The 23,203-nt window shown below is 56.6% G+C and carries 19 protein-coding genes and 1 pseudogene; 7 read left to right on the top strand and 13 right to left on the bottom strand.

Annotation, left to right across the window (positions count from 1 at the left end; genetic code table 11):
• Positions 1-57 precede the first annotated feature (57 nt).
• Together gabP and cahR are read left to right on the top strand one after the other, a co-directional pair.
• Positions 58-1,437 carry a GABA permease gene (gene gabP, locus ACA041_RS13385; RefSeq protein ID WP_497441538.1) on the top strand — a complete coding sequence of 460 codons (1,380 nt, stop codon included), beginning with the start codon at positions 58-60 and terminating at the stop codon, positions 1,435-1,437.
• Between the two features lie 296 nt (positions 1,438-1,733).
• Entirely contained in the window at positions 1,734-2,750 is a 1,017-nt protein-coding gene (gene cahR, locus ACA041_RS13380) for a transcriptional regulator CahA (RefSeq protein WP_497441537.1), read from the top strand.
• 216 nt (positions 2,751-2,966) lie between these two features.
• Here the strand turns inward: cahR and ACA041_RS13375 are convergent, their stop codons facing one another.
• The 3 genes from ACA041_RS13375 to ACA041_RS13365 form a co-directional block, all read right to left on the bottom strand.
• Positions 2,967-4,307: an MFS transporter gene (locus tag ACA041_RS13375; RefSeq protein WP_497441536.1), complete on the bottom strand. Its 1,341-nt coding sequence runs from the start codon at positions 4,305-4,307 to the stop codon at positions 2,967-2,969.
• Positions 4,308-4,655: 348 nt separating this feature from the next.
• Complete coding sequence (creA, locus tag ACA041_RS13370; RefSeq protein WP_497441535.1) at positions 4,656-5,867, bottom strand: creatinase; 1,212 nt, start codon at positions 5,865-5,867, stop codon at positions 4,656-4,658.
• 251 nt (positions 5,868-6,118) lie between these two features.
• Positions 6,119-7,135, bottom strand: coding sequence for a GlxA family transcriptional regulator (locus ACA041_RS13365; protein WP_497441534.1), 1,017 nt, complete (start codon positions 7,133-7,135; stop codon positions 6,119-6,121).
• A 200-nt stretch (positions 7,136-7,335) separates the two neighbouring features.
• On the opposite strand from ACA041_RS13365, the gene ACA041_RS13360 reads away from it, so the two are divergent.
• A complete protein-coding gene (locus ACA041_RS13360; RefSeq protein ID WP_497441533.1) occupies positions 7,336-7,617 on the top strand; it encodes a hypothetical protein in 282 nt (93 codons plus the stop codon).
• Positions 7,618-7,627: 10 nt separating this feature from the next.
• Here the strand turns inward: ACA041_RS13360 and ACA041_RS13355 are convergent, their stop codons facing one another.
• From ACA041_RS13355 to ACA041_RS13325, 7 genes and pseudogenes are all read right to left on the bottom strand, one after another.
• Positions 7,628-8,050 carry an HD domain-containing protein gene (locus tag ACA041_RS13355; protein WP_339502850.1) on the bottom strand — a complete coding sequence of 141 codons (423 nt, stop codon included), beginning with the start codon at positions 8,048-8,050 and terminating at the stop codon, positions 7,628-7,630.
• A gap of 74 nt (positions 8,051-8,124) precedes the next feature.
• Positions 8,125-8,796: a DUF2268 domain-containing putative Zn-dependent protease gene (locus tag ACA041_RS13350; protein ID WP_497441532.1), complete on the bottom strand. Its 672-nt coding sequence runs from the start codon at positions 8,794-8,796 to the stop codon at positions 8,125-8,127.
• Positions 8,797-9,341: 545 nt separating this feature from the next.
• A pseudogene (locus ACA041_RS13345) lies at positions 9,342-9,777 on the bottom strand (hypothetical protein); the annotation flags it as partial.
• Between the two features lie 307 nt (positions 9,778-10,084).
• Complete coding sequence (locus tag ACA041_RS13340; RefSeq protein WP_497441531.1) at positions 10,085-10,459, bottom strand: hypothetical protein; 375 nt, start codon at positions 10,457-10,459, stop codon at positions 10,085-10,087.
• A 523-nt stretch (positions 10,460-10,982) separates the two neighbouring features.
• A protein-coding gene (locus ACA041_RS13335; RefSeq protein WP_497434342.1) for an IS3 family transposase occupies positions 10,983-12,202 on the bottom strand; the annotation gives its coding sequence in 2 pieces (ribosomal slippage) (positions 10,983-11,857 and positions 11,857-12,202; 1,221 coding nt in all).
• A 23-nt stretch (positions 12,203-12,225) separates the two neighbouring features.
• Positions 12,226-12,765: a hypothetical protein gene (locus tag ACA041_RS13330; RefSeq protein ID WP_497441530.1), complete on the bottom strand. Its 540-nt coding sequence runs from the start codon at positions 12,763-12,765 to the stop codon at positions 12,226-12,228.
• A gap of 7 nt (positions 12,766-12,772) precedes the next feature.
• On the bottom strand, positions 12,773-13,261 hold the full coding sequence (locus tag ACA041_RS13325) for an Hcp family type VI secretion system effector (RefSeq protein ID WP_497441529.1): 489 nt from the start codon (positions 13,259-13,261) through the stop codon (positions 12,773-12,775).
• 230 nt (positions 13,262-13,491) lie between these two features.
• On the opposite strand from ACA041_RS13325, the gene ACA041_RS13320 reads away from it, so the two are divergent.
• Positions 13,492-13,710, top strand: coding sequence for a PLD nuclease N-terminal domain-containing protein (locus tag ACA041_RS13320; protein ID WP_497441528.1), 219 nt, complete (start codon positions 13,492-13,494; stop codon positions 13,708-13,710).
• Between the two features lie 218 nt (positions 13,711-13,928).
• Here the strand turns inward: ACA041_RS13320 and ACA041_RS13315 are convergent, their stop codons facing one another.
• On the bottom strand, positions 13,929-15,089 hold the full coding sequence (locus ACA041_RS13315; protein ID WP_497441527.1) for a PDDEXK-like family protein: 1,161 nt from the start codon (positions 15,087-15,089) through the stop codon (positions 13,929-13,931).
• Positions 15,090-15,780: 691 nt separating this feature from the next.
• Here ACA041_RS13315 and ACA041_RS13310 point away from each other — a divergent pair.
• The 3 genes from ACA041_RS13310 to ACA041_RS13300 all read left to right on the top strand — a co-directional run bounded on the left by ACA041_RS13310 (position 15,781) and on the right by ACA041_RS13300 (position 17,354).
• Positions 15,781-16,074 carry a fructose-bisphosphate aldolase gene (locus ACA041_RS13310; RefSeq protein ID WP_497441526.1) on the top strand — a complete coding sequence of 98 codons (294 nt, stop codon included), beginning with the start codon at positions 15,781-15,783 and terminating at the stop codon, positions 16,072-16,074.
• 196 nt (positions 16,075-16,270) lie between these two features.
• Positions 16,271-16,633, top strand: a complete 363-nt coding sequence (locus ACA041_RS13305; RefSeq protein ID WP_497441525.1) for a hypothetical protein — start codon at positions 16,271-16,273, stop codon at positions 16,631-16,633.
• 7 nt (positions 16,634-16,640) lie between these two features.
• Positions 16,641-17,354 (top strand): ATPase, encoded by a 714-nt coding sequence (locus tag ACA041_RS13300; protein ID WP_497442072.1) that lies wholly within the window; start codon positions 16,641-16,643, stop codon positions 17,352-17,354.
• Between the two features lie 191 nt (positions 17,355-17,545).
• Here the strand turns inward: ACA041_RS13300 and ACA041_RS13295 are convergent, their stop codons facing one another.
• Both ACA041_RS13295 and ACA041_RS13290 read right to left on the bottom strand, forming a co-directional pair.
• A complete protein-coding gene (locus tag ACA041_RS13295) occupies positions 17,546-22,309 on the bottom strand; it encodes a DUF3320 domain-containing protein (protein ID WP_497441524.1) in 4,764 nt (1,587 codons plus the stop codon).
• 105 nt (positions 22,310-22,414) lie between these two features.
• Entirely contained in the window at positions 22,415-22,963 is a 549-nt protein-coding gene (locus ACA041_RS13290) for a cupin domain-containing protein (protein WP_028623608.1), read from the bottom strand.
• Positions 22,964-23,203: the final 240 nt, after the last annotated feature.

The raw sequence follows: 23,203 nt of genomic DNA, 5'->3' as shown, positions 1-23,203 counted from the left end.
ACAAGAAACCACAGTTAACGCTGCACCCTCCAAAGCATAATAAAAAGGGTACGTCTCATGTCCAGCACCTCCACTTTGGCCCCAGGGCTCAAGCAGCGTCACGTCACCATGCTCTCCATTGCCGGCGCCATCGGTGCCGGCCTGTTCATCGGCTCGGGACATGCCATCGCCTCCGCGGGCCCGGCAGCGATCCTGGCGTACATCATGTCCGGCACCCTGGTCGTGCTGGTCATGCGCATGCTCGGCGAAATGGCCGTCGCCTCGCCGGACACCGGATCGTTTTCGACCTATGCCGAGCGCGCAATGGGCCGCAGCGCCGGCTTTACCATCGGTTGGCTGTACTGGTGGTTCTGGGTGCTGGTGATTCCCATCGAAGCCATTGCCGCCGCGGCCATCCTGAACGCCTGGTTCCCCTCCATCCAGACCTGGGAGTTCGCGATAGCGGTCACCGGCCTGCTGACGCTGACGAACCTGTTCAGTGTCGCCCGTTACGGCGAGTTCGAATTCTGGTTCGCCATGCTCAAGGTGATTGCGGTACTGGGCTTTATTGCACTGGGCGCGCTGGCACTGGTTGGCGGGCTGCCTGATACGACCGTCAGCGGTGTGGTTCAACTAAGCCATGAATTCGGTGGCTTCATGCCCAACGGCATGACCGCCGTTGTCGGGGCGATGCTCACCACGGTGTTCAGCTTCATGGGCACGGAAATCGTCACGATTGCAGCCGCTGAATCGCAGAACCCGTCCAAGCAGATTACCCGCGCGACCAACTCCGTGGTCTGGCGCATGGGGATTTTCTACATCGTCTCGGTGTTCCTCATCGTCTCCATCGTTCCCTGGAACGACCCGATGCTGGTGCAAGTCGGCTCTTACCAGCGGGCGCTGGAGTTGATGAACATTCCCTACGCGAAAATGATCGTCGATATCGTGGTGTTGATCGCCGTGGCCAGTTGCCTGAACTCAGCCATTTACACCGCCTCGCGCATGGTCTTCTCCTTGAGCAAACGAGGCGATGGCCCTCGGGTACTGCAAAAGACTTCAGCGTCAGGGGTGCCTTATTTTGCGGTGCTGGCCAGCACAGCCGTGGGTTTCCTGACCACGGCGCTGAACTATTTTGCGCCCAACGAAGTGTTTTCCTTCCTGTTGGCCACCTCTGGCGCCGTTGCACTGCTGGTCTATCTGGCCATTGCTGTTTCCCAGTTGATACTGCGCAGAAAGATGAATGCTTCGGGTCAGCCGATCGCCTTCAAGATGTGGTTTTACCCTTGGCTCAGTTACCTGGTGATCGTCAGCATCGTGAGCATTCTGGTGGTGATGTTGATCTTGCCGCAGCACCGCATGGAAGTGATTGCTACCGGTGCACTGACGCTCTCCATTATCTGTATGGGTGCAATCTTCAACGCCAGGAAGACCCCGGTGCAGAAAGCCGAGTTGGCGTGAACAAAGAAACGCTCGATCACTTGTTTAAAGACCGCCTGACCGATTGACCTTTCACCTCTTTGCGGCCCGCTTACCACCACGGAGCGGGCCGTTTTTTTCGCTTTGCGCTTCCCCGCCTGCCTCACCCCTCCTGAACACCTGTAACCCGTCTCGATATGCCTATTGATCAGGCACTGGGTGTAATATCCAGTAACCCCGAATGCAGGGTTAATCACCATAAAATCGAGATGACGTTGCCACCTGTCGGCAGCTTGCTCCAGAGCGCGTCACTATTACACAGTTGAGGAGCGGTAGAGATGGCGAAACTCCAGGTGGCGAAACCCGCTACAGGACGTTCGGCTAAAGAACAACGGCCGGTGAAAACCGTGGGTTTCCTGGTCATCCCCAACTTCACCACCATCGGCTTCGCCTCCGCCGTGGAGACTTTGCGCATGGCCAACATGGCGGCGCGCGAACCGATGTTCCGCACGGTCATCATCGCTGCCAGCCTGGACCCGGTCACGGCCAGCAACGGCATGCGGATCCTGCCCGACTACGCCATTACCGATGCACCCAAGCTCGACATCCTGTTTGTGGTCGGGTCCAACCCGATCGTCTCCAACCACAGCAGCCGACCTTTGCTCAATTGGCTGCGCAAGCTGGCGCATGATCAGGTGCCGCTGGGAGGGATTTGCACCGGGAGTCACTTGTTGGCGCGTGCCGATCTGCTCAAGGGTTATCGCTGTACGATTCACTGGGAAGACATCGAAGCGCTGAAGGAGCGTTTCCCGGGGATCATTATTTCCAACCAGCTGTTCGAACTCGATCGCGATCGCTACACCTGCTCCGGCGGCGTCGCCTCGATGGACATGACGCTGCAGTTGATTGCCCGGGAACCGGGCGGCCGGGACATCGCCGCCCATGCGGCCGAGTTGCTGTTGTGTGATCGGGTGCGTGGCGCGAGGGAGCAACAGCGTGTGCCGTTGCGGCAGAAGCTGGGCACTTCGCAGCCCAAGCTGAGCCAGATGGTGGCGATCATGGAGGCCAATCTCGAAGAGCCGGTGGGCCTTGAAGAACTGGCGCGGTTGAACGAAGTGTCGGTGCGGCAACTGGAGCGCCTGTTCCACAAGCACCTGCAACGCACGCCGAGCCAGTACTACCTGGAGCTGCGGCTGTCACGGGCGCGACAGTTGTTGCTGCGCAGCGAGTCGCAAGTGCGCGATATCGCCTTGGCATGCGGCTTCGTCTCCCCGGCGCACTTCTCCAAATGCTACAGCCGGTTTTTCGGCGTATCGCCTATTGGAGAGCGCAAGCAGGTGGCTGCGGTGCATTGATTGGGTGGGGACGGGTTTGCTGGCAATGGCTGGCGTGTATCCAAGATGGATGCTGGCTGCAATGGCCTCTTCGCGAGCAAGCCCGCTCCCACAGGTTCCAGTGTCGTACACAAGACCTCTGCACGACACCAATCCACTGTGGGAGCGAGCCTGCTCGCGAAGGCGTCCGTGAGATCGCCATCGCAGGCAAGCCGTGTTCACTGTCGGCAGTGCGACTCAGTCCTGCAAAGCCTTATGCGCCGTTTCCCGACTCGCCAGCATGGCCACCAGTGCCACCGCCGCGGCCGCCAGCAGATACCAGGCCGGGGCCATTTTGTTGCCGGTCAGCTGGATCAGCCAGGTCGCGATAAAAGGTGCAGTACCGCCAAACACCGCATTGGCGATATTGAAGCTGAAGGCAAAACCACTGAAGCGCACCCGGGTCGGGAAGATCTCGGCGAGGAAGCACGGCAAGGTGCCGTCGTTCATCGCCAGGATCGCGCCGAAGGCGATCTGGATCATCAGAATCACCACCAGCGGCTGGTTTTCCAGCATCCCGAACAGCGGAAAAGTCAGCGCCAGGAACAATACCGAAGCCGTCAGCAACATGGTCTTGCGCCCGAACCGGTCCGACAGCCTGCCCATCAGGAAAATCAGCCCGATATAGGTCGCCAGCGACACCGTTGAGGCCAGGAACGAATCACTCTCGCTCATGCCCATTTCGGTGGACAGGTAGGTCGGCATGTAGCTGAGCAACAGGTAGAACGCCACCGCGTTCAGGCAGGTCACGCCGATCCCGATGATCACGCTGCGCCGATGCACGGTGAGTAATTCGCGAACCGGCGAATGGGTCGCGCATTCCTTGGCTTCCAGGCGTTTTTCCATTTCCAGGAACTTGGGCGTGTCCTGCAGACTGATGCGGATATAGCGCCCCACCAGACCGAACGGCGCCGCCAACAGAAACGGCAGGCGCCAGCCCCAGCTGTGCAGATCCTCGACACTCATCCAGGCATGCAGACCGGCTACAAACACCGCGCCGAACAACAACCCGGCCGCCGTACTCGCCGGGACAATGCTGGTGTACAAGCCGCGCTTGCCCTCGGGCGCATACTCGGCGAGAAAGGCCGAAGCACCGGCGTATTCGCCGGAAGCGGAAAAGCCCTGGAACAGGCGGATCACCAACAACAGGGCCGGCGCCCACAGGCCGATATGATTGTAAGTGGGCAGAATACCGATGCAGAAAGTCGACACCGACATGATCAGGATCGACCAGGACAACGCACTGCGCCGCCCGTATTTGTCACCGAAGTGACCCCAGACCAGCCCGCCCAGCGGACGGACGATAAACGACAGCGCGAACACCGCAAAGGTCGCCAGCAGCGCTGTCGCCTTGTCGGTCTGCGGAAAAAACGTCAGGGCGATGACAGTTGCCAGGTAGCCATAGGCTGCATAGTCGAACCACTCGACAAAGTTGCCCATAAAACTGGCACTGGCCGCACGGCGCAAGGCTTTGCGCTCTGACGTCTGTTCACGTTGCTGTTCCAGGGTGGGTGTCAGGCTGGCGCTTTGGGTGCTCATTGCGCACCTCCGGTGGTAGAGGTGTGAGCGGGATGAAAAGTCGGGACGTGGATCATGGCAAAACCCCTCTATTGTTTTACTTGGCAGGGTTAAGGGTTTGTAGAGGCTGAGCGCTCTGGGGCGCGCATGCATCAGTTGCAAGAAAATCCTGAGGCGAGCATGAACCTGTGGCGAGGGAGCTTGCTCGCGCTGGGCTGCGAAGCGGCCCCAATCAAGGCTCTGCGCAATGTCAGAAGACACTTGGCCGCCCCTTTCAGGGCTGCTGCGCAGCCCAGCGCGAGCAAGCTCCCTCGCCACAATGGCCTCAACAAAAAACGCCGCACAGGCTTCACTGTGCGGCGTGCGGTCTTACTTCTTGATGATGTTGTGTTCCGGGCCATACGGGAAATGAGTGATGTTTTCCCCGCCCTGCTCGTTGACGATCAGGATGTCGTGTTCACGATAGCCGCCAGCGCCCGGCAACCCTTCAGGCAGCATGATCATCGGCTCGATGGACACCACCATCCCCGGCTCCAGGACGGTGTCGATGTCTTCACGCAGTTCCAGCCCGGCTTCGCGACCGTAGTAATGGCTCAGTGTGCCGAACGAATGCCCGTAGCCGAAGGTGCGGTACTGCAGCAGGTCGTGCTCGAGGAAAATCTCGTTCAGTTGCAGCGCGATGTCGCAGCAGCGCATGCCCGGCTTGATCAGCTTCAGACCGGCCTCGTGCACCTTGACGTTGACCTCCCACAAGCGCAGATGCTCGTCGGAACAGTGATCCAGGAACAGGGTACGTTCCAGGGCGGTGTAGTACCCGGCAATCATCGGGAAGCAATTGAGGCTGAGGATGTCGCCCTTGTTGACCTTGCGCGTGGTCACCGGGTTATGCGCACCGTCGGTGTTGATGCCGGACTGGAACCAGGTCCAGGTGTCCATCAGTTCGGAGTCGGGGAAGGTGCGGGCAATTTCGCGCACCATCGCCTGGGTCGCATGCAGCGCCACTTCATATTCCGGCACCTGATCGCGCAAGGCTTCGACAATCGCCGCACCACCGATGTCCGCTACGCGCGCACCGTGGCGAATGATCGCGTGTTCTTCGGCGGACTTGATCATACGCATGCGCATGCAGGGTGCCGCGATGTCCACCAGCTCGGCCTGGGGGTAACGGATGGCGAGCTTGTCGCGATTGAGCAGGTTCAGGTGGTCGGACTCGATGCCGATCCGCCCGGCTTTCGGCAAGGCTTGCTGGATCGCGACGAAGTAGTTGTCACGCTGCCAGTCGGTGTAAACGATGTTTTCAGTGCCCATGGTCCGGCGCCAAGGCTGGCCGCCATCGATATTGGCGCTGATGGTGACGGCGCTGTCCTGGGTCACCACCAGTGCGTACTGGCGGCCGAAGGAGCAATACAGGAAATCGCTGTAGTAGTTGATGTTGTGATAGGACGTGAAGACCGCTGCGTCGATATTGTTCTGCGCCAGGTACGCCCGCAATTTGGCCTGGCGATTGGCATATTCCTGAGCCGAGAAGGTTGGAGTCACTTTTTCGCCGTTCTTGATCTGGATTGTTTTCGGCATTTGCATGTCATTTATCCTTGTCAGTGATTGCATCGGAAAGCGCCACTGTGGCGGGCCGCTGAAGATCATTCGAACAGATGCAAAGCGAGGTTTTTTGTGCGAATCCGACCTGTAGTTGGTCAGATCCGCTCTTGGGCAAGCGGGCCCCCGTATCCATCCGCCAAAAACAACAATGCCCCCGTCGAACGGAGGCATTGAGGCAGAACTTCACACGATCACTGTAGGAGCGAAGCTTGCTCGCGAAGGCGGACTGGCATTCAACATCGATGTCGGCTGGGCTGGCCCCCACCCACATGCTCCCGCGGATGCGCACCAAAGTACTGGCGATAGCAACGAGCAAAATGTTGCAGCGAGACAAATCCGCACTCACGGGCAACTTCCCCCATCAACCGTTCACCAGCCTGCAGTAACTGACGTGCCCGCTGCAGGCGCAAGTCCAGGTAATGCCGCGACGGCGAACACCCCAGGCTGCGCTTGAACAACCGTTCCAAATGGCGGCGAGACATGCCCATCGCCTCGGCCAATTCGTCGATACCCAAGGTGCGATTCAAATGATCCCCCATCAACGCCAGCGCCGCTTGCAGCCGTGCCGGTGCGTTATGCACGGTTTGTAGCGGCCTGGCCTGGCGCGCGGCCTGGTTTTCCAGGCGCAGCACCAGGCCACGACCATGGGTCCGGGCGAGCAACTCGTGCATCAACCCCTGTACGGCCTGCGGCCCGACGCAGGTCAGGCGTTGGCGATCGACGCAAAACGGCGCGGCCACCGGGTTCAACTCATTGAAGGCGGCCTGGGACTCAGCTGCGTCGGGCTCTGGCAAGCTGCAGCGATAGCCGTCCAGCGCCCCGCTCTGCGCCAGCAGCCAACCCGCCTGGCCCAAGGCCCCCAGACTGATCGGCTGCAAGGCCCAGTGACACAGCTGTTGGCGAACGTCCGGCTGATCCACACCGGCGTGCAAGCTATCGCCACCACAGAGGATCAACACATCCAGTGCCCGGGCCTGATCCAGCAGCACCGTGGCGGTAGCGATGCCGTTGCTGGCATTCAGTTGCCCTCCTTGCAGACTGAGCATTTGCCATTGGCACAGCGTGCGCCCGGCCACCTGGTTGGCCAGCCGCAGTGGCTCCAGCGCATTGGCCAGGGTGTACAAATCGAAGGCTTCCATCAGCCAGAACCCGATGCGCAGCGGCGGTGGTTGCGGCCGGTCAGATTCGCCAGGATGGGAGATGAAGGCATCCTCTCCTGGCTTGAACTCGTCAAAAACACTGCTAACCATGGTTGATCCCCGCGCGCCGCTTTCAAGGTTGTTGCACCCAGGCGAATTGTCGGCGTCAGTGATCATCGAGACGTGTCAGATTTCGACCTCAAAGTGTTCGTCAGTACCGCTCTTGCAGTTGGCAAGCTATCGGGGAGCGGGTCGAAGCTGAGCGGATGCGTCACAATAAGTGGCGGTCATTTGAAATAATGGACATTATCGTGCGCAAGCCTGCCGAACCGCGACGAACCCTCCTATGGAGTCAAACTGTGAAAAGGATTTGTTTTGCTGCTGACGAAAATCTTGCGCAGGCCTATGGAAAGTCATTCTCTGCAAAGGAGTTGTCCTCGCTCGCGGCTGAAGGTCGCGCATCGAAATACATGGGCAAAGTGAAAGCACAGCAAGCCACTATCGGTGGCGAGATGCAGGCGAACTCAAAACCCATCCTGATCGCTCTGGTCACCGAGGCACTCAAGGCGACTCTGGCCAAGCACGCCTTGTAATCGCGTGACGTTACGAGCGCAATACGCCAATCGCCCGCCGATACTTTTCAATGCGCTCCAGATCGTCCCAGGACGGCTGTTCAATCCGCGATAAATCGCTGTTCTCTTCAAGGTCCGCCAGTTTGACTACGCGGCCGACCGGGTTCAGCGCCGCGCGTTCGACGAATGCCTCATAGGTCTCTCCCGGCACTTTGGTCACCGACGCGATAGCCTCCAACACCGTTTCGCTGAAGCCTTCCTGGCGCAGGTCATCCAGGCTGATGCCGCAGTCTTCGACCACGTCATGCAGCACCGCAACGATGCGCTCTTCGAGGGTGCTGACCCGCAGCATGACCTTCAGCGGATGCAGGATGTAAGGCGATCCGCCTTTGTCGACTTGCCCTTCATGGGCGTTGGCAGCGATGGCAATGGCGCGTTCCAGTGTTTGAGTCATCTCGCGGTTCCCCGGTTTGAATGCCTGAATGAAGCGGAGGTCGTTTGACCCTTTCCAGACTTGATCAGATTGACTCAGGGCTTGAGCACCACCAAGCCTTCCTCAAGCGCCGAGGCGATAATGTCAGCGGCGGGTACGTTGATCCAGGTGGCCGCATCGATGTCGCCAACTGATGCCAGCCAGCTTCCGACCATTTGATAACCGAGCGCATAACCCAGCCATTTGGGGTGAGCGCCGGACCCGAAGAACCACTCGCTGTGGTTGTAGTACTCCGACTCAAGCGCCTGCTGATTTACCGGATCGCACAGAAGCTCGGCACTACTGACGGCATTTTCCCAAGGCTCTGGGTCGCTGCCGAGCAAATGCCGGACAAACTGCCCGGCCAGTCCCTCGCTGACCAGGGCTTCACCCAGGGTCCAGCCATAACCCGGACCCGCCATGCGCAAACAATGATGGACCTCATGCACGATCTGCCGATGCAACGCGCCGCTGCGCAGGCTGGGCAACCAATTCGGGTTATCCGGATCGATGGTCATCGAAAACATGGTGCTTCGATACGCTCGCCCCATCAGCCCCATCTCGGGGATGGTCTCGCAGGGCAGGCGCTGAATCAGCACATCAAGTCGCGGTGGGGTGAGCAATCGCGCGACCGTCTTGCAGGCGGCGTCGAATTCGCCGATCACCTCGGCGCGATATTCATCAAGGGTCCCTGAGGCTTCCAGCCAGTGCAGCGTCCATCTCTCCATTATCAGCTCAACCCAACCATAAGTTTCGAAGTCGCCGCGAGCATATACGCGGGTCCCAAGCCTCTGCATCAGTTATTTATACCCAAATGCCAGCTTGATAATATTTCACCGATACCAGGGTGATCACTACTCTGCAAATCCCCTGTAGGAGCGAGCTTGCTCGCGAAAAACCCAAGAACGCCGCGCGGTGTCATGCTAGAAAAACACACCATCGGCTACGTGCCATCCGAAGATCGCCATGGCAAGACCCTCAGGCCAACTCAATCTAACTACCCCCCCCAACCCCTTGTGGAGCGCGCTTGATCGCGAAGAGGCAGTGACATTCGCCATCAACACTGATTGCCACACGTCTCGCGAGCCCCCGCTATGTTGCGCCCACATGCCGCCACGAAACCTGAAAATCCAAGACCGACGCCTAAACACTGAAATTTTCTGGGCTTTTGCTGTTCCTTACCGATTCGCCAACCAAGGAAGCAGCATAGGGGAACAAACTCAATCCTAGGCGACAAAGTGCTCCAGATATTTTATGTACCCACCAAATATCATCAAGGCAACAAAAAACATAAAACCCATCCCCCACGACACAAACAAACCAGCGCCCCAGGGCCTCCAGTAGCAATGCCCAGCGCTAGTATGCAACCGTAAGTTGCTGAAAAGCCCCTAAAGACCCAAATACAGCACTTCCTCCCAAGCTCCCAGCTAATGAAAAACCTTCCACATATTTGGCCCTCGTGCATTCCTCCTCCCGCCCCAGCGCACACGCGTTCCTGATCGCAAGCCCGGACGAAGCTACCGTCAGCGCCGTGCCAATATAGGTTCCGCTCTTGATCAATTTCGCAGCCTTGGCAACGCCATCAACTTTTTCCGCATACCCAACGATTTACCCGTATGCAGATAGCTCTTGGTAGAGATCCCAAGCATTCTTTTTATCGAACCCTGGTGACGAAGCCCAGAGCCATAAGAGGCCGCCCTTGCAAGCTGCCCTCTAGCTTGCTGTCCCGCGAAGCCGGAAATGTCAAATAAAAATGAACCCTGCCCACCAGCGCGCGCCTAACTGACACAACTATCATTGCGTGATTTCTTCATATAGGAACTCACCCAGGATTTTGCCCTTGCATCCAGCACGTTTCCACCCACCCAGCCGCCTACCACGCCGCAAAACAGCGCACCGGGCGTCCGCTGGCTATTCCAACGACAACAAGGGTTCCGATCGTTGCAATATAAACGTCTAAGGATCTTCTGGAGACTCCTTCATGGAAGTAACAAACACCATCTAAACACCCACCACTCATTCTATATACTGCAAGTAACCTCCAAACACTATCAGAATCACACAAAACAAAAAATTCAACCCCCAAGACACAACCAACATCCGCTTTAGCCCACTAGGAAAATTTTTTACTTCGACTACGTCTACAAGACCTCTCTTGGCTGTCAGGACGGGGGTAAGTAACACTATAGTAAGAAAGCCGTTACGCACAGACTTCCCCAAAATACCCGCATTAGAGAAAGTTTTTTTATTAGCCTCTACGAAGCTACTGTTAGGCATTAAAGCTTCCGCTTTTTCAGTGTAGACGTGCACCATATATGTCAACCAAATCACTACGAACATCATCGGAATACCAATAACCAATCCGATCAGACCTAGGGGCACTTGACTCATTGTATGATTTCTCCGTACAAGTATTCGCCGACTTTTTCGCCCATGCTGCTACCCATTGATCCACCCGCCCATCCTCCTATTGCACCGCCTGCGACGCTACACATAAGTGCCCCGGGACCTCCGGTAATCGCGCCGAGTACAACTATGCAACCATATGTTGCTGCATAACCGCCTAGGTATCCCAATGTGGCCCCTCCCCCTAATCCAAGGACCATTGAAGCACCCTCCACATACTTGGCCCTCGTACACTGATCTTCCCGTCCTAGCGCACACGCATTCCTGATCGCAAGCCCGGACGAAGCAACCGTCAGCGCCGTACCTATATACGTACCGCTCTTGATCAACTTCGCAGCCTTGGCAACGCCATCAACTTTTTCCGCATACCCAACGATCTCACCCGCATGCAGATAGCTCTTGGTAGATATCCCAAGCATTCTTTTTATCGAACCTTGATGACGAAGCCCAGAGCCGTAAGAGGTTGCCTTTTGGACTTGCCCCTACAAAACCGGACACCAACTCCCCATTAAATGGATGCCGCTGCCAAGCGCCTGAACTCTCTCGGTGAGCGATAGTTCAAAGCGCTGTGCGGATGCTGCTCGTTGTAATGCTCAAAGGCAATTGCCAGGTTACGCAGCGCCGTTTCTCGATCCGGCTTGGGCATGTGCGCCACATAATCCCGCTTGATCGTCTTCACGAAGCTCTCGGCCATGCCGTTGCTCTGCGGGCTGCGCACTGGGGTGGTCACCGGCTGCAAACCGATCTGCCGAGCAAATAGGCGCGTCTGTTCGGCGGTGTACGCCGAGCCGTTGTCGCTTAGCCACTGCACCGGCATGGCGGGCAGTTGATCACCGAAACGCTTCTCCACACTTTCCAGCATCAAGTCGCGGATATCATCGCCGCTGTACCCGGTCGGGCTCGCGACCCAGCCGATGGCTTCGCGATCACAGCAGTCCAGGGCGAAGGTCACGCTCAGTTTGGCGCCGTCCTCGCAACGGAACTCAAAGCCGTCCGAGCACCAACGTGTATCGCTGGTTTCCACCGCAATTCGGCCTTCGTGCCGACGCGGCACGCCGGGCTGTTTGATTCGGCGCTCAAGCAGCAAGTTGTGATCACGCATGACCCGGTAAACCCGCTTCACGTTGATCGCGGGCAGCAACTGGGTTTCACGGGCGCGACGCAGCAATCCCCAGACACGACGGTAGCCATAGCTGGGCAATTCGCTGACCTGTTGCTGGATTTCGGCCACCAACTCCGCGTCGTTCACAGGCCTGCTTCGCCGTACTTTGGGCGATACCGATTGCTTGATTCGAACCGTTAATTGCGAGCGCGCCACACCGAGACATTCGCTGACCAGCTTCACTGGTCGTCCCCCGGCAACAAGGGTGAGTGCGCAATCCATTTTCGCGACCGGGCGATCTCCACGGCCTCTTTGAGGATTTCTGCTTCCATCGTCTTCTTGCCCAGCATCCGTTGCAGTTCACGGATCTGCTTGAGTGCATCGCTCAGCTCAGAGGCCGGCACCACGGCTTCACCCGCGCTGACCGCCGACAGGCTGCCGTCCTGATAGAGCTTGCGCCACAGGAACAACTGGTTGGCATTGATGCCGTTGCGCCGAGCGACCACCGACACACTTTGTCCTGGCTCAAGGCTCTCGCGAACCATGGCCAGCTTTTGCTCCGGGCTCCAGCGGCGCCGCCGCTCCTGACCCAAAAGCTCCCCACTCTTATCGTTGCTGTTAGTCATAAACATAACCGTTTGCCTATCCCTTATCGTAAGGGGGAAACGGTGTCCTGTCTTTCATGGGGCTCGTACACCTTTGCAAGCTGCCCCTCCAGCTTGCTGAACAAGATGGCACGTTCGGCTAAAAACTTTTTTCTGGCGGTTTCTGTTCCCGTGCGCAGAAATTCCTTATGCAGCTGCTCGATCTCTTCCAGGGTTTTACCGATCGCAGCCATGTGCTTGCTCCACCCGTCACTGACAACACCTGCGCCAATAGAGCTGTAGGTGAGCACCTCCTTCAGCAGGTCGAAGTTGTCCAGGAAAAAGTCATCAGCGTCGACCTGGTTTGTCAACAAGCCAATATGAATGTCACGTGCCTTGATCATCAAGTAGGCCTCTTGGCTAGTACTGGATGAGGTCGAGACGTCACCGATGATCACCAGCTCACCGGCCAGCACCACCGTGTTGGCGATGTGGCCGTTGAGCGCATCGAACTTGCTTTTGGAGACACCCGTCAGACCCAATTGAGCCTTGAGCGACTCGTAAGTCTGGGTTCGAGTATTGATGAACGCTAGAGGCTCTGCCATTTCAGCCTCACGAATATTTTTTGTTGCTGATGCGATCCCAGCCGCCCGCGATATTGCCGCCACCGGCACCATCGCTGCGCTTTTGCTGGGTGTAGATGGTTTTGATGCGGCCATAATTCAACTGCACGATTTCCACCGGAATGCCGGCGGAAGCGTTTTGTGCGTAGTCGGAAATGATGACCTCTTCGAGAATAATCTCAAAGTATTTGAGCTTCTCACCACCCGCTCGGCTCAGTACCAGGCTGACCTCTTTCAGATGCTCGCCAGCGCAGCTGGCTTCCATCAGCTTGCAGCTGGATTTGTCCAATACTTTGGTGAACGTGAAGTTGCTCAGCGTCGTGCGCCCCGAGCTCGCGCCGCCATTGGAACTGGCCGTTGCCGAGGTGCTTTGATGAGTGCCGAAACTGTATCCACTGACCTCGATCCAGTCGCGGTACTGTTCATCCAGGGCCTCGCCGGGAATGCCTTCGATTCTGATAAATGCATCAAATGCCATGCGTTCTTTCCCAGGTGATGAAATCGCTTTCCTATTTTTCAGGGGTGAATGTACGGCGCTTTAACTCAGTCATCGCCAGCTAAAATATCGTCAGAATGCAGAATCAGACCCGTCCTATTCTGTTCCAGCCTTGAGCTGTAGGACATTTCCCGCGAAGCCGAAAATACCCAATAAAAATGAACCCTGCCCGCCAGCGCGCACCTAACTGAATGACTATCAGGAGGTGACTAATGCCAATCGAAACAATGTGGATCGTGCTCGCGGCAGTGCTTTTACTGGTCGAGTTGTGGGCGATCAACCGGGTGCGTAAAGCCCAAGGCAAATCGAGCAACAAGCTCTTGTGGATCGTGTTTATCGTGTTTGTGCCGCTGCTTGGGGTGCTGGCGTGGGCATTGGCCGGGCCGAAACATACTGAACACAATCCCCATTCACCGCAGGCTCGGCAATGATGATGGGGATGGGCGGTAAGGATCTTGGAACCACGTAATTTCAAAGCGCCGAGCCCTGATGATCCAGGGCTTTGGTGGGCGGCGCCAGTTTTGAAACACCCCCGTTTGTCGCGGCATCGACAATTTTCTGATGACTTCTCAATTGCCGGCACCGGTCGAAGGTGTGTCGATACCGCTATCAGTGCGACCAGAAGTTGAGCAGAAACCACCTTATCCGTTCAAGCCGTGGCTTCCAATGCCCGATTGATCTCGTCAATGCAATCGTGAACTTTAGTCAGTGCATCATTGAGATTGCGTTCACCTGCCTTGTCACCGTGGGCGATTACACAGCGATCATCCTTGATCAGGAAGCGAGTAGAAGCAAAGTAAAGATCAGTCCAATCCGGGACGGCGCGGGGAGGCTGAGTAAATGAAGGAAGACGCTGCATAAGAGCGTCCCGATCACCGCCACGGAAAAAAGGAAACACCCCAAGCCAAGTGTGCTTGTAGACTTTAACCCACACCCCATGCGGCCAAGTCCGCAAACGGACATCCAAGTCGTACTGTCGCTTCTCCGCTCTCGCAGAGAGCCTTGTCTCCATCACGTCAGCCCACTCGGCGAACAAACTATCCCGAGCCAATCGCTCCTGTAGCCTGGAAAAGAGCTCATCCATCTTGCGCGCCTTGCAGTATTCGTGGTGTTTAACGAGGTGTTCGTAGGCCTCCTCGTTCTGTTCGAATATGCCCCAACACAGTTGATTCAACTCCGTGTTACCAGACATGGTCTTCTCAACATGGAAGATGAACTGATCGATGAAATGTGCGGCAGGAGGATTGTTCTCGGGCTGATATTGACGCAGCAGTGCCGCCAATTGCCCGTAGGATTGATAGTAGACCGGAACACCGGAGTCGGGATCAAGGGTCGGGGATTCGCGACCAGTTGGAGTCAAGTACACAAGCGCACGAGATTCATAATGAGGGTAAAGCTCGCACAGTGCCTGTTGGTAGCGTGCGACCTGTTCACGCTGATCTGCAGCCCAAATTTTGTTTTCGATTGCAATGACGAGGCGCAGAGACGGGAAATCCAACAACACATCAATGTGCGCTAGCTCTCGTGAGACCTTTGCCTTGGCACCGATAGTACTTTCCAGCACTTCCTGTGACAGCGACGGCCCGGTGCTCGGGCATTGAAAGAGGGAAGCCACGTAAGCATCCCTGAACAAGGCACCCAGGCCATGCGCCTCGTGCTCATTCATGAACGCTGCCAGGATATTGGAGTGAACCAGTTCCTTAGTGCTGACACCCATTACTTTGAACAGATCAAACACATTAGTATAGCGGATCAGTGAGGTGAAATCAGCACTAGTGCTTAAGGCTTCAAGCTGCGCGGAGGCGTCCATACCGTGGATCCGTTAGAGCGCCCGAAATGGTCGCAACGTGCGGATGGTAGTGGTCGAGAAGGCAGAATGCCATAATCTAGAAAAAGGGCTGACGCACAACCCGCATTCACCGCAGGTCAGACAATGACGTCGGATAGCACGCGGTAACCATCTGCGAACAGCACAACTTCAAAGTCTAAAGCCCCAATTCGGGGCTTTGTCGTTTCTGGCAGCCTGTTTTTATAAACTTGACGTCCGAAAATCGCGTAGGAATTTTCCCTTTGTGGCGAGGGGGCTTGCCCCCGTTGGGTCGCGAAGCGGCCCCAAAACCTGCCTCCCATTTCTGACGGCACCCCGCACCACCCGGAATACCGCAAGAAGCCCATAAACGGTGGCAATCCGCCTTGCCTAAGCGCACGCAAAAGCGTCCTACAACCCGGTTGTGAGCAGCAAAATGGCCGAATACATTCGACCTGTCGCTGACCATAATTGGCGATAGGGTTTCGCAGCCCTACTGAAGTAGATCTACACCGTCGAATGAGACTCTGGCAGACTTCGCCCGCGTTTCATTTCATGGCGGTTGTGCGCGGGAGACTTTCGGGTCTGCCGGGTGTAGGTCTCTTCTCGGTCTGCGAACCCGCGTACAGCCGCCACCCCATTGTTTCGCAGCAAAAAGGTGGCACTACTATTTTCTTTAATAGAGACCATCCATATGACAATGAACAATCCGCCCCGCCGCTTCACCCCCATGTCCCAATTCGCCACCGACTACCCCGTTCTCCTCATCGACAGTGACGCCCCACTCCGCGAACTCCACAACTGCGTGAGCGAACGCCTGAACGCCGTCCTCCCCTACCTCCAGCTCATGGGCTGTACCAACCTCCCCGACTACGCCGAAAACGACATCAACACCGTTGCCAATATCGCCAGGATCTTGCTGCAGGATGTGAGCGATGTATTTCGAGTGATTGAGCAGCGTGGGTTTGAGACGCCCAGGGGGAGCTGACCCGTTTTAAGCCGCAGCTACACGCGTTGCTGCGGTTTTTTGTCACTTGAACACATGCCGTAATGGTCATTCGCTTTTCAGTGAACAAGATGCAGGGGATCGTTACAGATACCCTTCGGGCAGCAGCAACACCCATTTCCGACTTGGAAAATCCCTTTGCCAAGTATTCAAGGCGTACACTACAGAGGAAATTGATATGGACCTGATGACGTTCGAAAGCCCGGTTACTGCTGTATTATCCGGGCATGAAGCACCAGAGTGCTCGCTAAAGCGGAGAATCTCGATGACTGCAAAAACCAAAAAGCTTTCGGATGAGGAATTAGACGCGCTGGAGCGCCGGGTACCTGATCTCGCTGAAATAGCTACCAAAGCGGCATATGCTCGCGCACTGTTGGTGAGCGATAGCGTACTGCGTGTCGATTCGGGCGATTTGGTACGTATGTCACTTGACGGCAGCAGGACAGTTGTAGCCCAAGCAAAGCCGCGCCGAAAAGTCAAAGTAGGCGAGGTAATCACAGTGCGTCGTATCGAAGATCAATCGGCTGCCGGTCGTGCCTAGGTTTCGAATATTTGCGGGACCTAATGGGTCGGGCAAGAGCACTATCAAGGAAGAAATTGATCCAGCCCTTATCAAGACGTACGTGAATGCCGATGATCTCGAGAAGGAAGCCAAAGCTACCGGGTTCATCGACTTGGCTACCTTTGAAGTCACCACGACATTATTCGAGTTGCGCACGTTCCATGCCGAACACTATCTGATCAGAAACAGAGGGCTTAGCGGTCAGGCCGAGCAGATTGGATTGCTGGGCACCAAAGTTGACTATCGAAAAGTCGACGTCAATTCCTATCTCGCCTCCGTGATATCGGACTTCCTTCGCCAGCGCCTGCTGGAAAAAGGCGTGAGTTTTACCTTCGAGACGGTTATGTCACATCGCAGCAAGGTCGACTTCATGAGAGAGGCCCAAGCTCGCGGTTATCGGATATACCTTTACTTCGTTTCGACTGAAAACCCGGCAATCAACATAGACCGCGTAGAAATCAGAGTACGCGAAGGTGGACATCCCGTTGAACCTGAAAAAGTGCGCGAACGGTACTACAAGTCTCTGGGCCTTCTGCCGGACGCCATCGCAGTCAGCAACCGGGCGTACATCTTCGATAACTCCGCCGAGAGGACGGTTCTTCTGGCGGAGATTACCGATGGGGTAAGTCTTGAATTTCGCACGGACGAAATCCCGGACTGGTTCTCCGAGTCTTATATCGATAAAGTAGAAAATACTTAAGAACTTAGAAAACGAAGGACTCATGCAAAATGGCAAAAACGATGGCCATGTCTCGCGACCCAGGCATCGTCGTTCGACAGAACAACTAGTGGCCTATCGCGCACCAAACTAACAACCACGCGCCCCGCCACTATTGCCACCCTAACTACTTGCATCAGGCGCCAGCCGGTCCGTTGCGACGGCATCCCGGATCAGGCACACACCACCAATCGACCCTCCCTCAACTCCAACCGCCTATCACTGATCAACTGATCAATTCTCTCTTCCAACACCGCTGTCACCTTGGCAGTGGCACGACCAAACCCCAGCAATCTCAAAGCGCCAGAGATCGCATCGTCATGACTCATGGAAAATCCCGAGATGATGATGTCTATCAAAGCCCGGTCGAGTTCTTCAGGCGCGACCCACTCCAACTTACGCTCGGAAGACTCCCAATGCGCCCGGCTGCGGATGACGACGGGGCGGTTATCGGTCAAGTGAAGAAATTCGCCACGACGCGAGAAGTGCCTCTGCTTAATGCCAATACCAATGGCTTGTTCCACAGCGGCAGTGATCCTTGATCCTTGCCGTGTCACTCCGAATGCATCCATGAGGCGTCGGGTGACCTCGACCGAATGCACCGGAGATTCAACATCAACCACTGTCCGGATCAGCTGCAGCAGCTGTTCAGGTTGATGTTGATGCAATTCCAGCTGATTGGTTACCGCAGCGAGCCGCGCTTTCTCATAGGGCGCACTGGCGACCGGCTCGACTTCATCAACAGATTCATCCCGGAGAATTTCATGCAGGGGCTCGACCAAGGTCTCTGCAACCGGAACGTTACGACGGTTGGCAATACGTTCGCGCGCCGCTTCGATCGCCGTCACTGTCCGGCTGATTTCCTGCTCGGGATTGCGGAACCAATCGGTGCTCCAGATACGATGGAAATTCCATCCCAGCCCCTCAAGCACACCTTGGCGCAACCGATCGCGATCACGCGCCGAGCGCGAGCTATGGTAGGCCGCGCCATCGCATTCAATGGCCAGCATGTAGCGGCCCGGGAACTCCGGGTCTTTCACGGCGAGGTCAATGAAGTAACCGGCGGTGCCGACTTGGGGCTCTATCTGGTAGCCGAGATCACGCAAGGCCCGGATAACTTCGTTCTCAAAAGGTGAGTCTGGAGCCTTACCGGTTTCTTTGGCGACTTCCAGTTCGCCTGTTTCCGCGTACTTGAGGAAATTTTTCAAGGCCCGTACGCCGTGTTTAGCAGTGGCATCAATGTCCAGCTCATCACCACGGAAGTTACAGAACACGCGCATCGCCAATTTAGCCCGCGTGATCAAAACGTTAAGTCGACGATGCCCGCCATCTTTATTGAGCGGACCAAATTCACGGGCGATACGACCGGATTCATTTCGGCCGTAACCAATGCTGATGAAGATCACGTCGCGCTCATCACCTTGAATGTTTTCGAGGTTTTTTACGAAGAACGGCTCGCTGCCCTGTGCGGTGAAAAACACTTCGGCCTGAGGTGTCCTGCGCCGCAATAACTCGACCTCGACACTGATCAAATCCCGCTGGGGGACACTAAACGCAGCAACCCCCAAGGAAAGTTCCGGCGTCTCCAGCGCATGTTTCATCACCGCTTGGGCGACCGCCTTGGCTTCTTCCTTGTTGGTGCGAGTGCGACCACGGTCATACAGCGCGTGGGGCAGATAATCGAAGCTCACACCCTTGGCGTGGGGATGCTGTCCCGCAGAGGGAAACACCACCAGCTTGCTGTCGTAGAACTCGACGTTGGAGACCGCGATAAGTGATTCGTGCCGGCTGCGGTAATGCCAGCGCAGGTAGCGCTCCTGGCTACCCGCCGCCTTGAACAGACTGAGGATGCTTTCGATATCTGCGGTGGCATCGTTCTCGTCATCGGGGGCGATGTCGCGACTGAACAGATCGCTGGGCGGCATCTGCCGTGTGTCACCCACTACCACCACTTGCTTGCCGCGCAATATCGCGCCAAACGCATCAACGGCCTTGACTTGAGACGCTTCGTCGAACACCACTACGTCGAATGCCAGCTTCCCCGGAGGCAGGAAATTGGCGATCGACATGGGGCTCATCATGAATACCGGCTTGATTTGCTGAATCGCCCGACCAGCCTTGTCGATCAGCTGGCGAATCGGAATATGCCGCCGCTTCTTGTTCAGCTCTGCACGCAGCGTTGCCATTTCGCCCGGTTGGTTCACATTGGGCATCTGCTCCCACACCTGGCGCGCCAACCAGGTTTGAGCATGGTTCAACGACGCAGCATCAAGTGCCTTGAACCTGGCAATTTGATGTTCGTGCTTGATGCGGTCAAATTGCTGTAGCGCTGGTTTCTCCGCGTAGGCCTTTTGCACAAGCCCCGAATACCAGGAAAAGTCGAGGATGGCGGGAATCTGATCCGGCGTTTCACTGCCCAGGGCAATGTCCAACAATTCGCCCAGTTGTGCCTGATGCATCTCGTCCGCCAACACATTGAGACGCGCCATCTGGTAAAGCGCGCTCAGGCTGGCCTGCCATAGCTGCAAGCGCGCGCCTAGGGCAGACAGATCCAGGTTGCGCAGCGTTTGCGCAGTGTCATCCTGCATACCGATGACTTCCAGACCAGCCAGTAATGCCTGGTCAAGGCCAGCGAGATGGCCCTCGATGTGACTGACCGTTTCCCCAAGCCCGCTGACGTCCGTGTGTCCGGCGAGAAACGCAATGATCCCTTCGGGTAAATGGCCATTACCGAGGTCTTCGTAGAGCTGGACTACCCAGGTACTGACGCGATCGAGTGCCGCCCAGTCGGACTGCTGACGCTGCCATTGAGCACCGAACAGGGCACTTCCCAGGCCCTCGTGCTGGTCGTAAACCTTCCGGCTTTGTTGATAGGTCAGAACCGAATCGACCATACCGAGCTGTTCGGCATTGCTGCCTGGCAGCACACCCTGTGCAAGCCCTTGCAAACGAGCCTTTGAAGCGCGATAGCGCCCCGAAAATACCTTCCACCATTTGTCACCGTAGGCCAGTAGATTCTGCCGGACTTCCAACAGATCCTGATCCCACGCGGCCTCGATCAACCGGGCGCCATGCTTGGCTTTGCACAGGCTCATGCGCTGGCCCGCATCCAGCAATTCACGAATGGCATCGCGGCGTAGCTGCCAGTCGCCCGTGCTCAGTTCTATACCGTGCAAACGAGGCGCTTCGGCCGCCCGCCTCGCGCCGCGGCAGATGACAACTACGTCCGCGAGCGTGGCGGGCTGAGTCAGCATCAGCCGAGTCGACAGCGCCTTGGCGGCTGCATCCAAAGCGGCCAAGTGCGCACTTGCCTGTTGCAATGCGTCGCTGGCATTGTCCTTTTCAATTGGGGAGAAGAAGGTTCGTTTGCTTCCCCAGAACGGGTTTTGGTCCGCACGGCCCATTTCCTTGAGATGAAGCGTCAATTCTTCAACCAGCTCGCGGCGTTTCAGCTGATCAGCCTGGGTCCACGACGCCATGGGTGCGAACGCAATCGCAGGTAACACACCGTCGCGGTGCTTGAGTTTGAGGTAGCGCCCCAGCACCTCGACAAAGTCCATGCCGCTGGCCCCCACAGGCGCACTCACTGCGGAGCAATACCGGTTCAGGTTAGCTTGCAGTTCCGCCAGATTGGCCAGATCGTCTTCGCCCACCTTGGTCAGTGGCCGGCCTTGTTCCAGTGTACGTCCGAGCTCTTTGAGCACCGACGTTTTAGTCGACTTGTGGCTGTGCAACTCAAGCACTGCATCACCCAGATGGCATTCATCGAGTCGACGCTTGACCACTTCAAGGGCGGCCATCTTTTCGGCCACGAACAACACCGTTTTTTTCTGGGCAATCAGTTCCGCGATGATGTTTGTGATGGTCTGCGACTTACCGGTACCCGGTGGCCCCTGGATAACCAGGTTGGCGCCCTCACGCACTTCGAGGATCGCTTCGGTCTGGCTACTGTCTGCATCTTTGACGAATCGCACTTCCCCAGGTTGGAGCACCGAGTCGATGTTCACATCCTCGGCATAGGCGGGATGCTGGTCACCGAAACCTGACGCAAGGAGCCGGTTGATGACCGGGTGGGCATCGGGCTGCTGGTCTTGCGGCCAGCTCTTCGGATCCAGATCCTTGAACATCAGGAACTTGCCGAAGGAAAAGAACCCGAGGGCAATCTCGTTTGTTGAAACTTTCCAGCGGGTTTGCTTGCTGATCAGGTCCGTGACTTCGGCGTAGAAACTGTCGAGACTGCCTTGCGCAGCATCGAAGCGATCGTCACTGAACTCACAGGCGGCAAGGTCGAGACCGAAATCGGTCTTGAGCTTGGCAATCAACGACAAATTAGGCATCAACTCGTCGCCGGAATACCTCAATTTGAAGGCGTCCTTGGCGCCGCTGCGTTCAAGGGTCACCGGCAATAACATCAAGGGAGCCTTGCGAAGGGTCTCTGAGTTGTCCGCTTCGTACCAATGAAGAAAGCCCAACGCCAGGAACAGGGTGTTTACGCCCTGCTCTTCGATGAAGGCTCGCGCCTCAGTGTGAATTCTCAACAGCTGCAGGAACAAGCGCTCCTCATCCAGTGCTGTCTGCAGGCGCGCATCCGTATGCCGACGCGCTCGACCCGACTCGTCCAGTTCATCGTCCACAAAACCTGATTCGCCTAAACTGTCGAGCTCTTGCAACAGCAACTCATCAGTTGCTGCAGCCTGCGCGTCTTCACCATCGATCTGAGGGGGACTCGCCAACGCCGCCAATTTCTGGCGCGCCATTGGCGCAAAGCTCATGGCCTTCTCTTGCCGATAAAGCAGGTGGAACACCGACTCTGAAAGTTCATCAACGACAGCCAGTGTCTTGGCTGACGCGCGGAAGTTCAGCATGGTGTTGCGAAGGCCGATATCGAGCAGTTCCTTGCGGCTACCCTGCAGTTTTTGACTAATCCCTGAACTCATGAGAACTCTCTTGAAACGTGGTAGAGGCTGGAAACGATGGAAAACACGTTCAAAATTTTCAGAACTCTGCATCCAATACAGGGAAACACTGAAGCACTTTACTCATTAGAAGTTTGCTGGCGTATTCGCACTAATAATCTCCGCCTCATCCTGCCCAATATTCCGAAACCGATGCGGCAGCGTCGTCGGAAAGTAATACCCATCGCCGGCGTTCAGCACACTGATCTGCCCATCAACGGTGAGCTCAACCGTGCCACGGGTGACAAGCCCACACTCCTCCCCTTCCGAATGCACAATCGGCTCTTCCCCTGAACTCGCCCCAGGTGCGTACTGCTCGCGCAACAAGCGCATCTGCCGGCTCGGCACCGAAGCGCCAATCAGCAACAACCGCAGCCCATGACGGCCGAGATCCGGCTGTTCATTGGCGCGGAACACGTACTGATGTTCACGTGGTGGCTGGTCAAAGGTGAAGAAGTCCGCCAAAGACATCGGTATGCCTTCGAGCAGTTTTTTCAGGGAGCTGACGGAGGGGCTGACGCGATTTTGTTCGATCAGGGAAATGGTGGCATTGGTAACGCCGCTACGCCGGGCCAGCTCGCGCTGGGAGAGTTTGTAGCTTTCGCGTACTAGTTTGAGTCGTGAGCCCGTGTCCATGACAGCCTTATGCGAAGAATACTTAAGGGTTATGGGGGTGGATGGCGGGCGACTTTTGGCCGCGAAGGTACCGCTTCCCTGTCCCGAAAATGTGAAAGGCGGGTATTAAATCACGTTTGGGGGTGTTGCTCAGCAGGTTCGATGAATGGGTGGGCAAAAAGCGTTTGGGGGGTGGGTCAGGCGGCATTGAGGGTGGCTGGTATGGCCTCATCGCGAGCAAGCTCGCTCCCACAGTTTAAT

This window comes from Pseudomonas sp. LBUM1676, assembly GCF_059695605.1.
The sequence above is the reverse complement of the archived record's forward strand: the minus strand, read 5'-3'. Positions and strand labels throughout refer to the sequence as shown.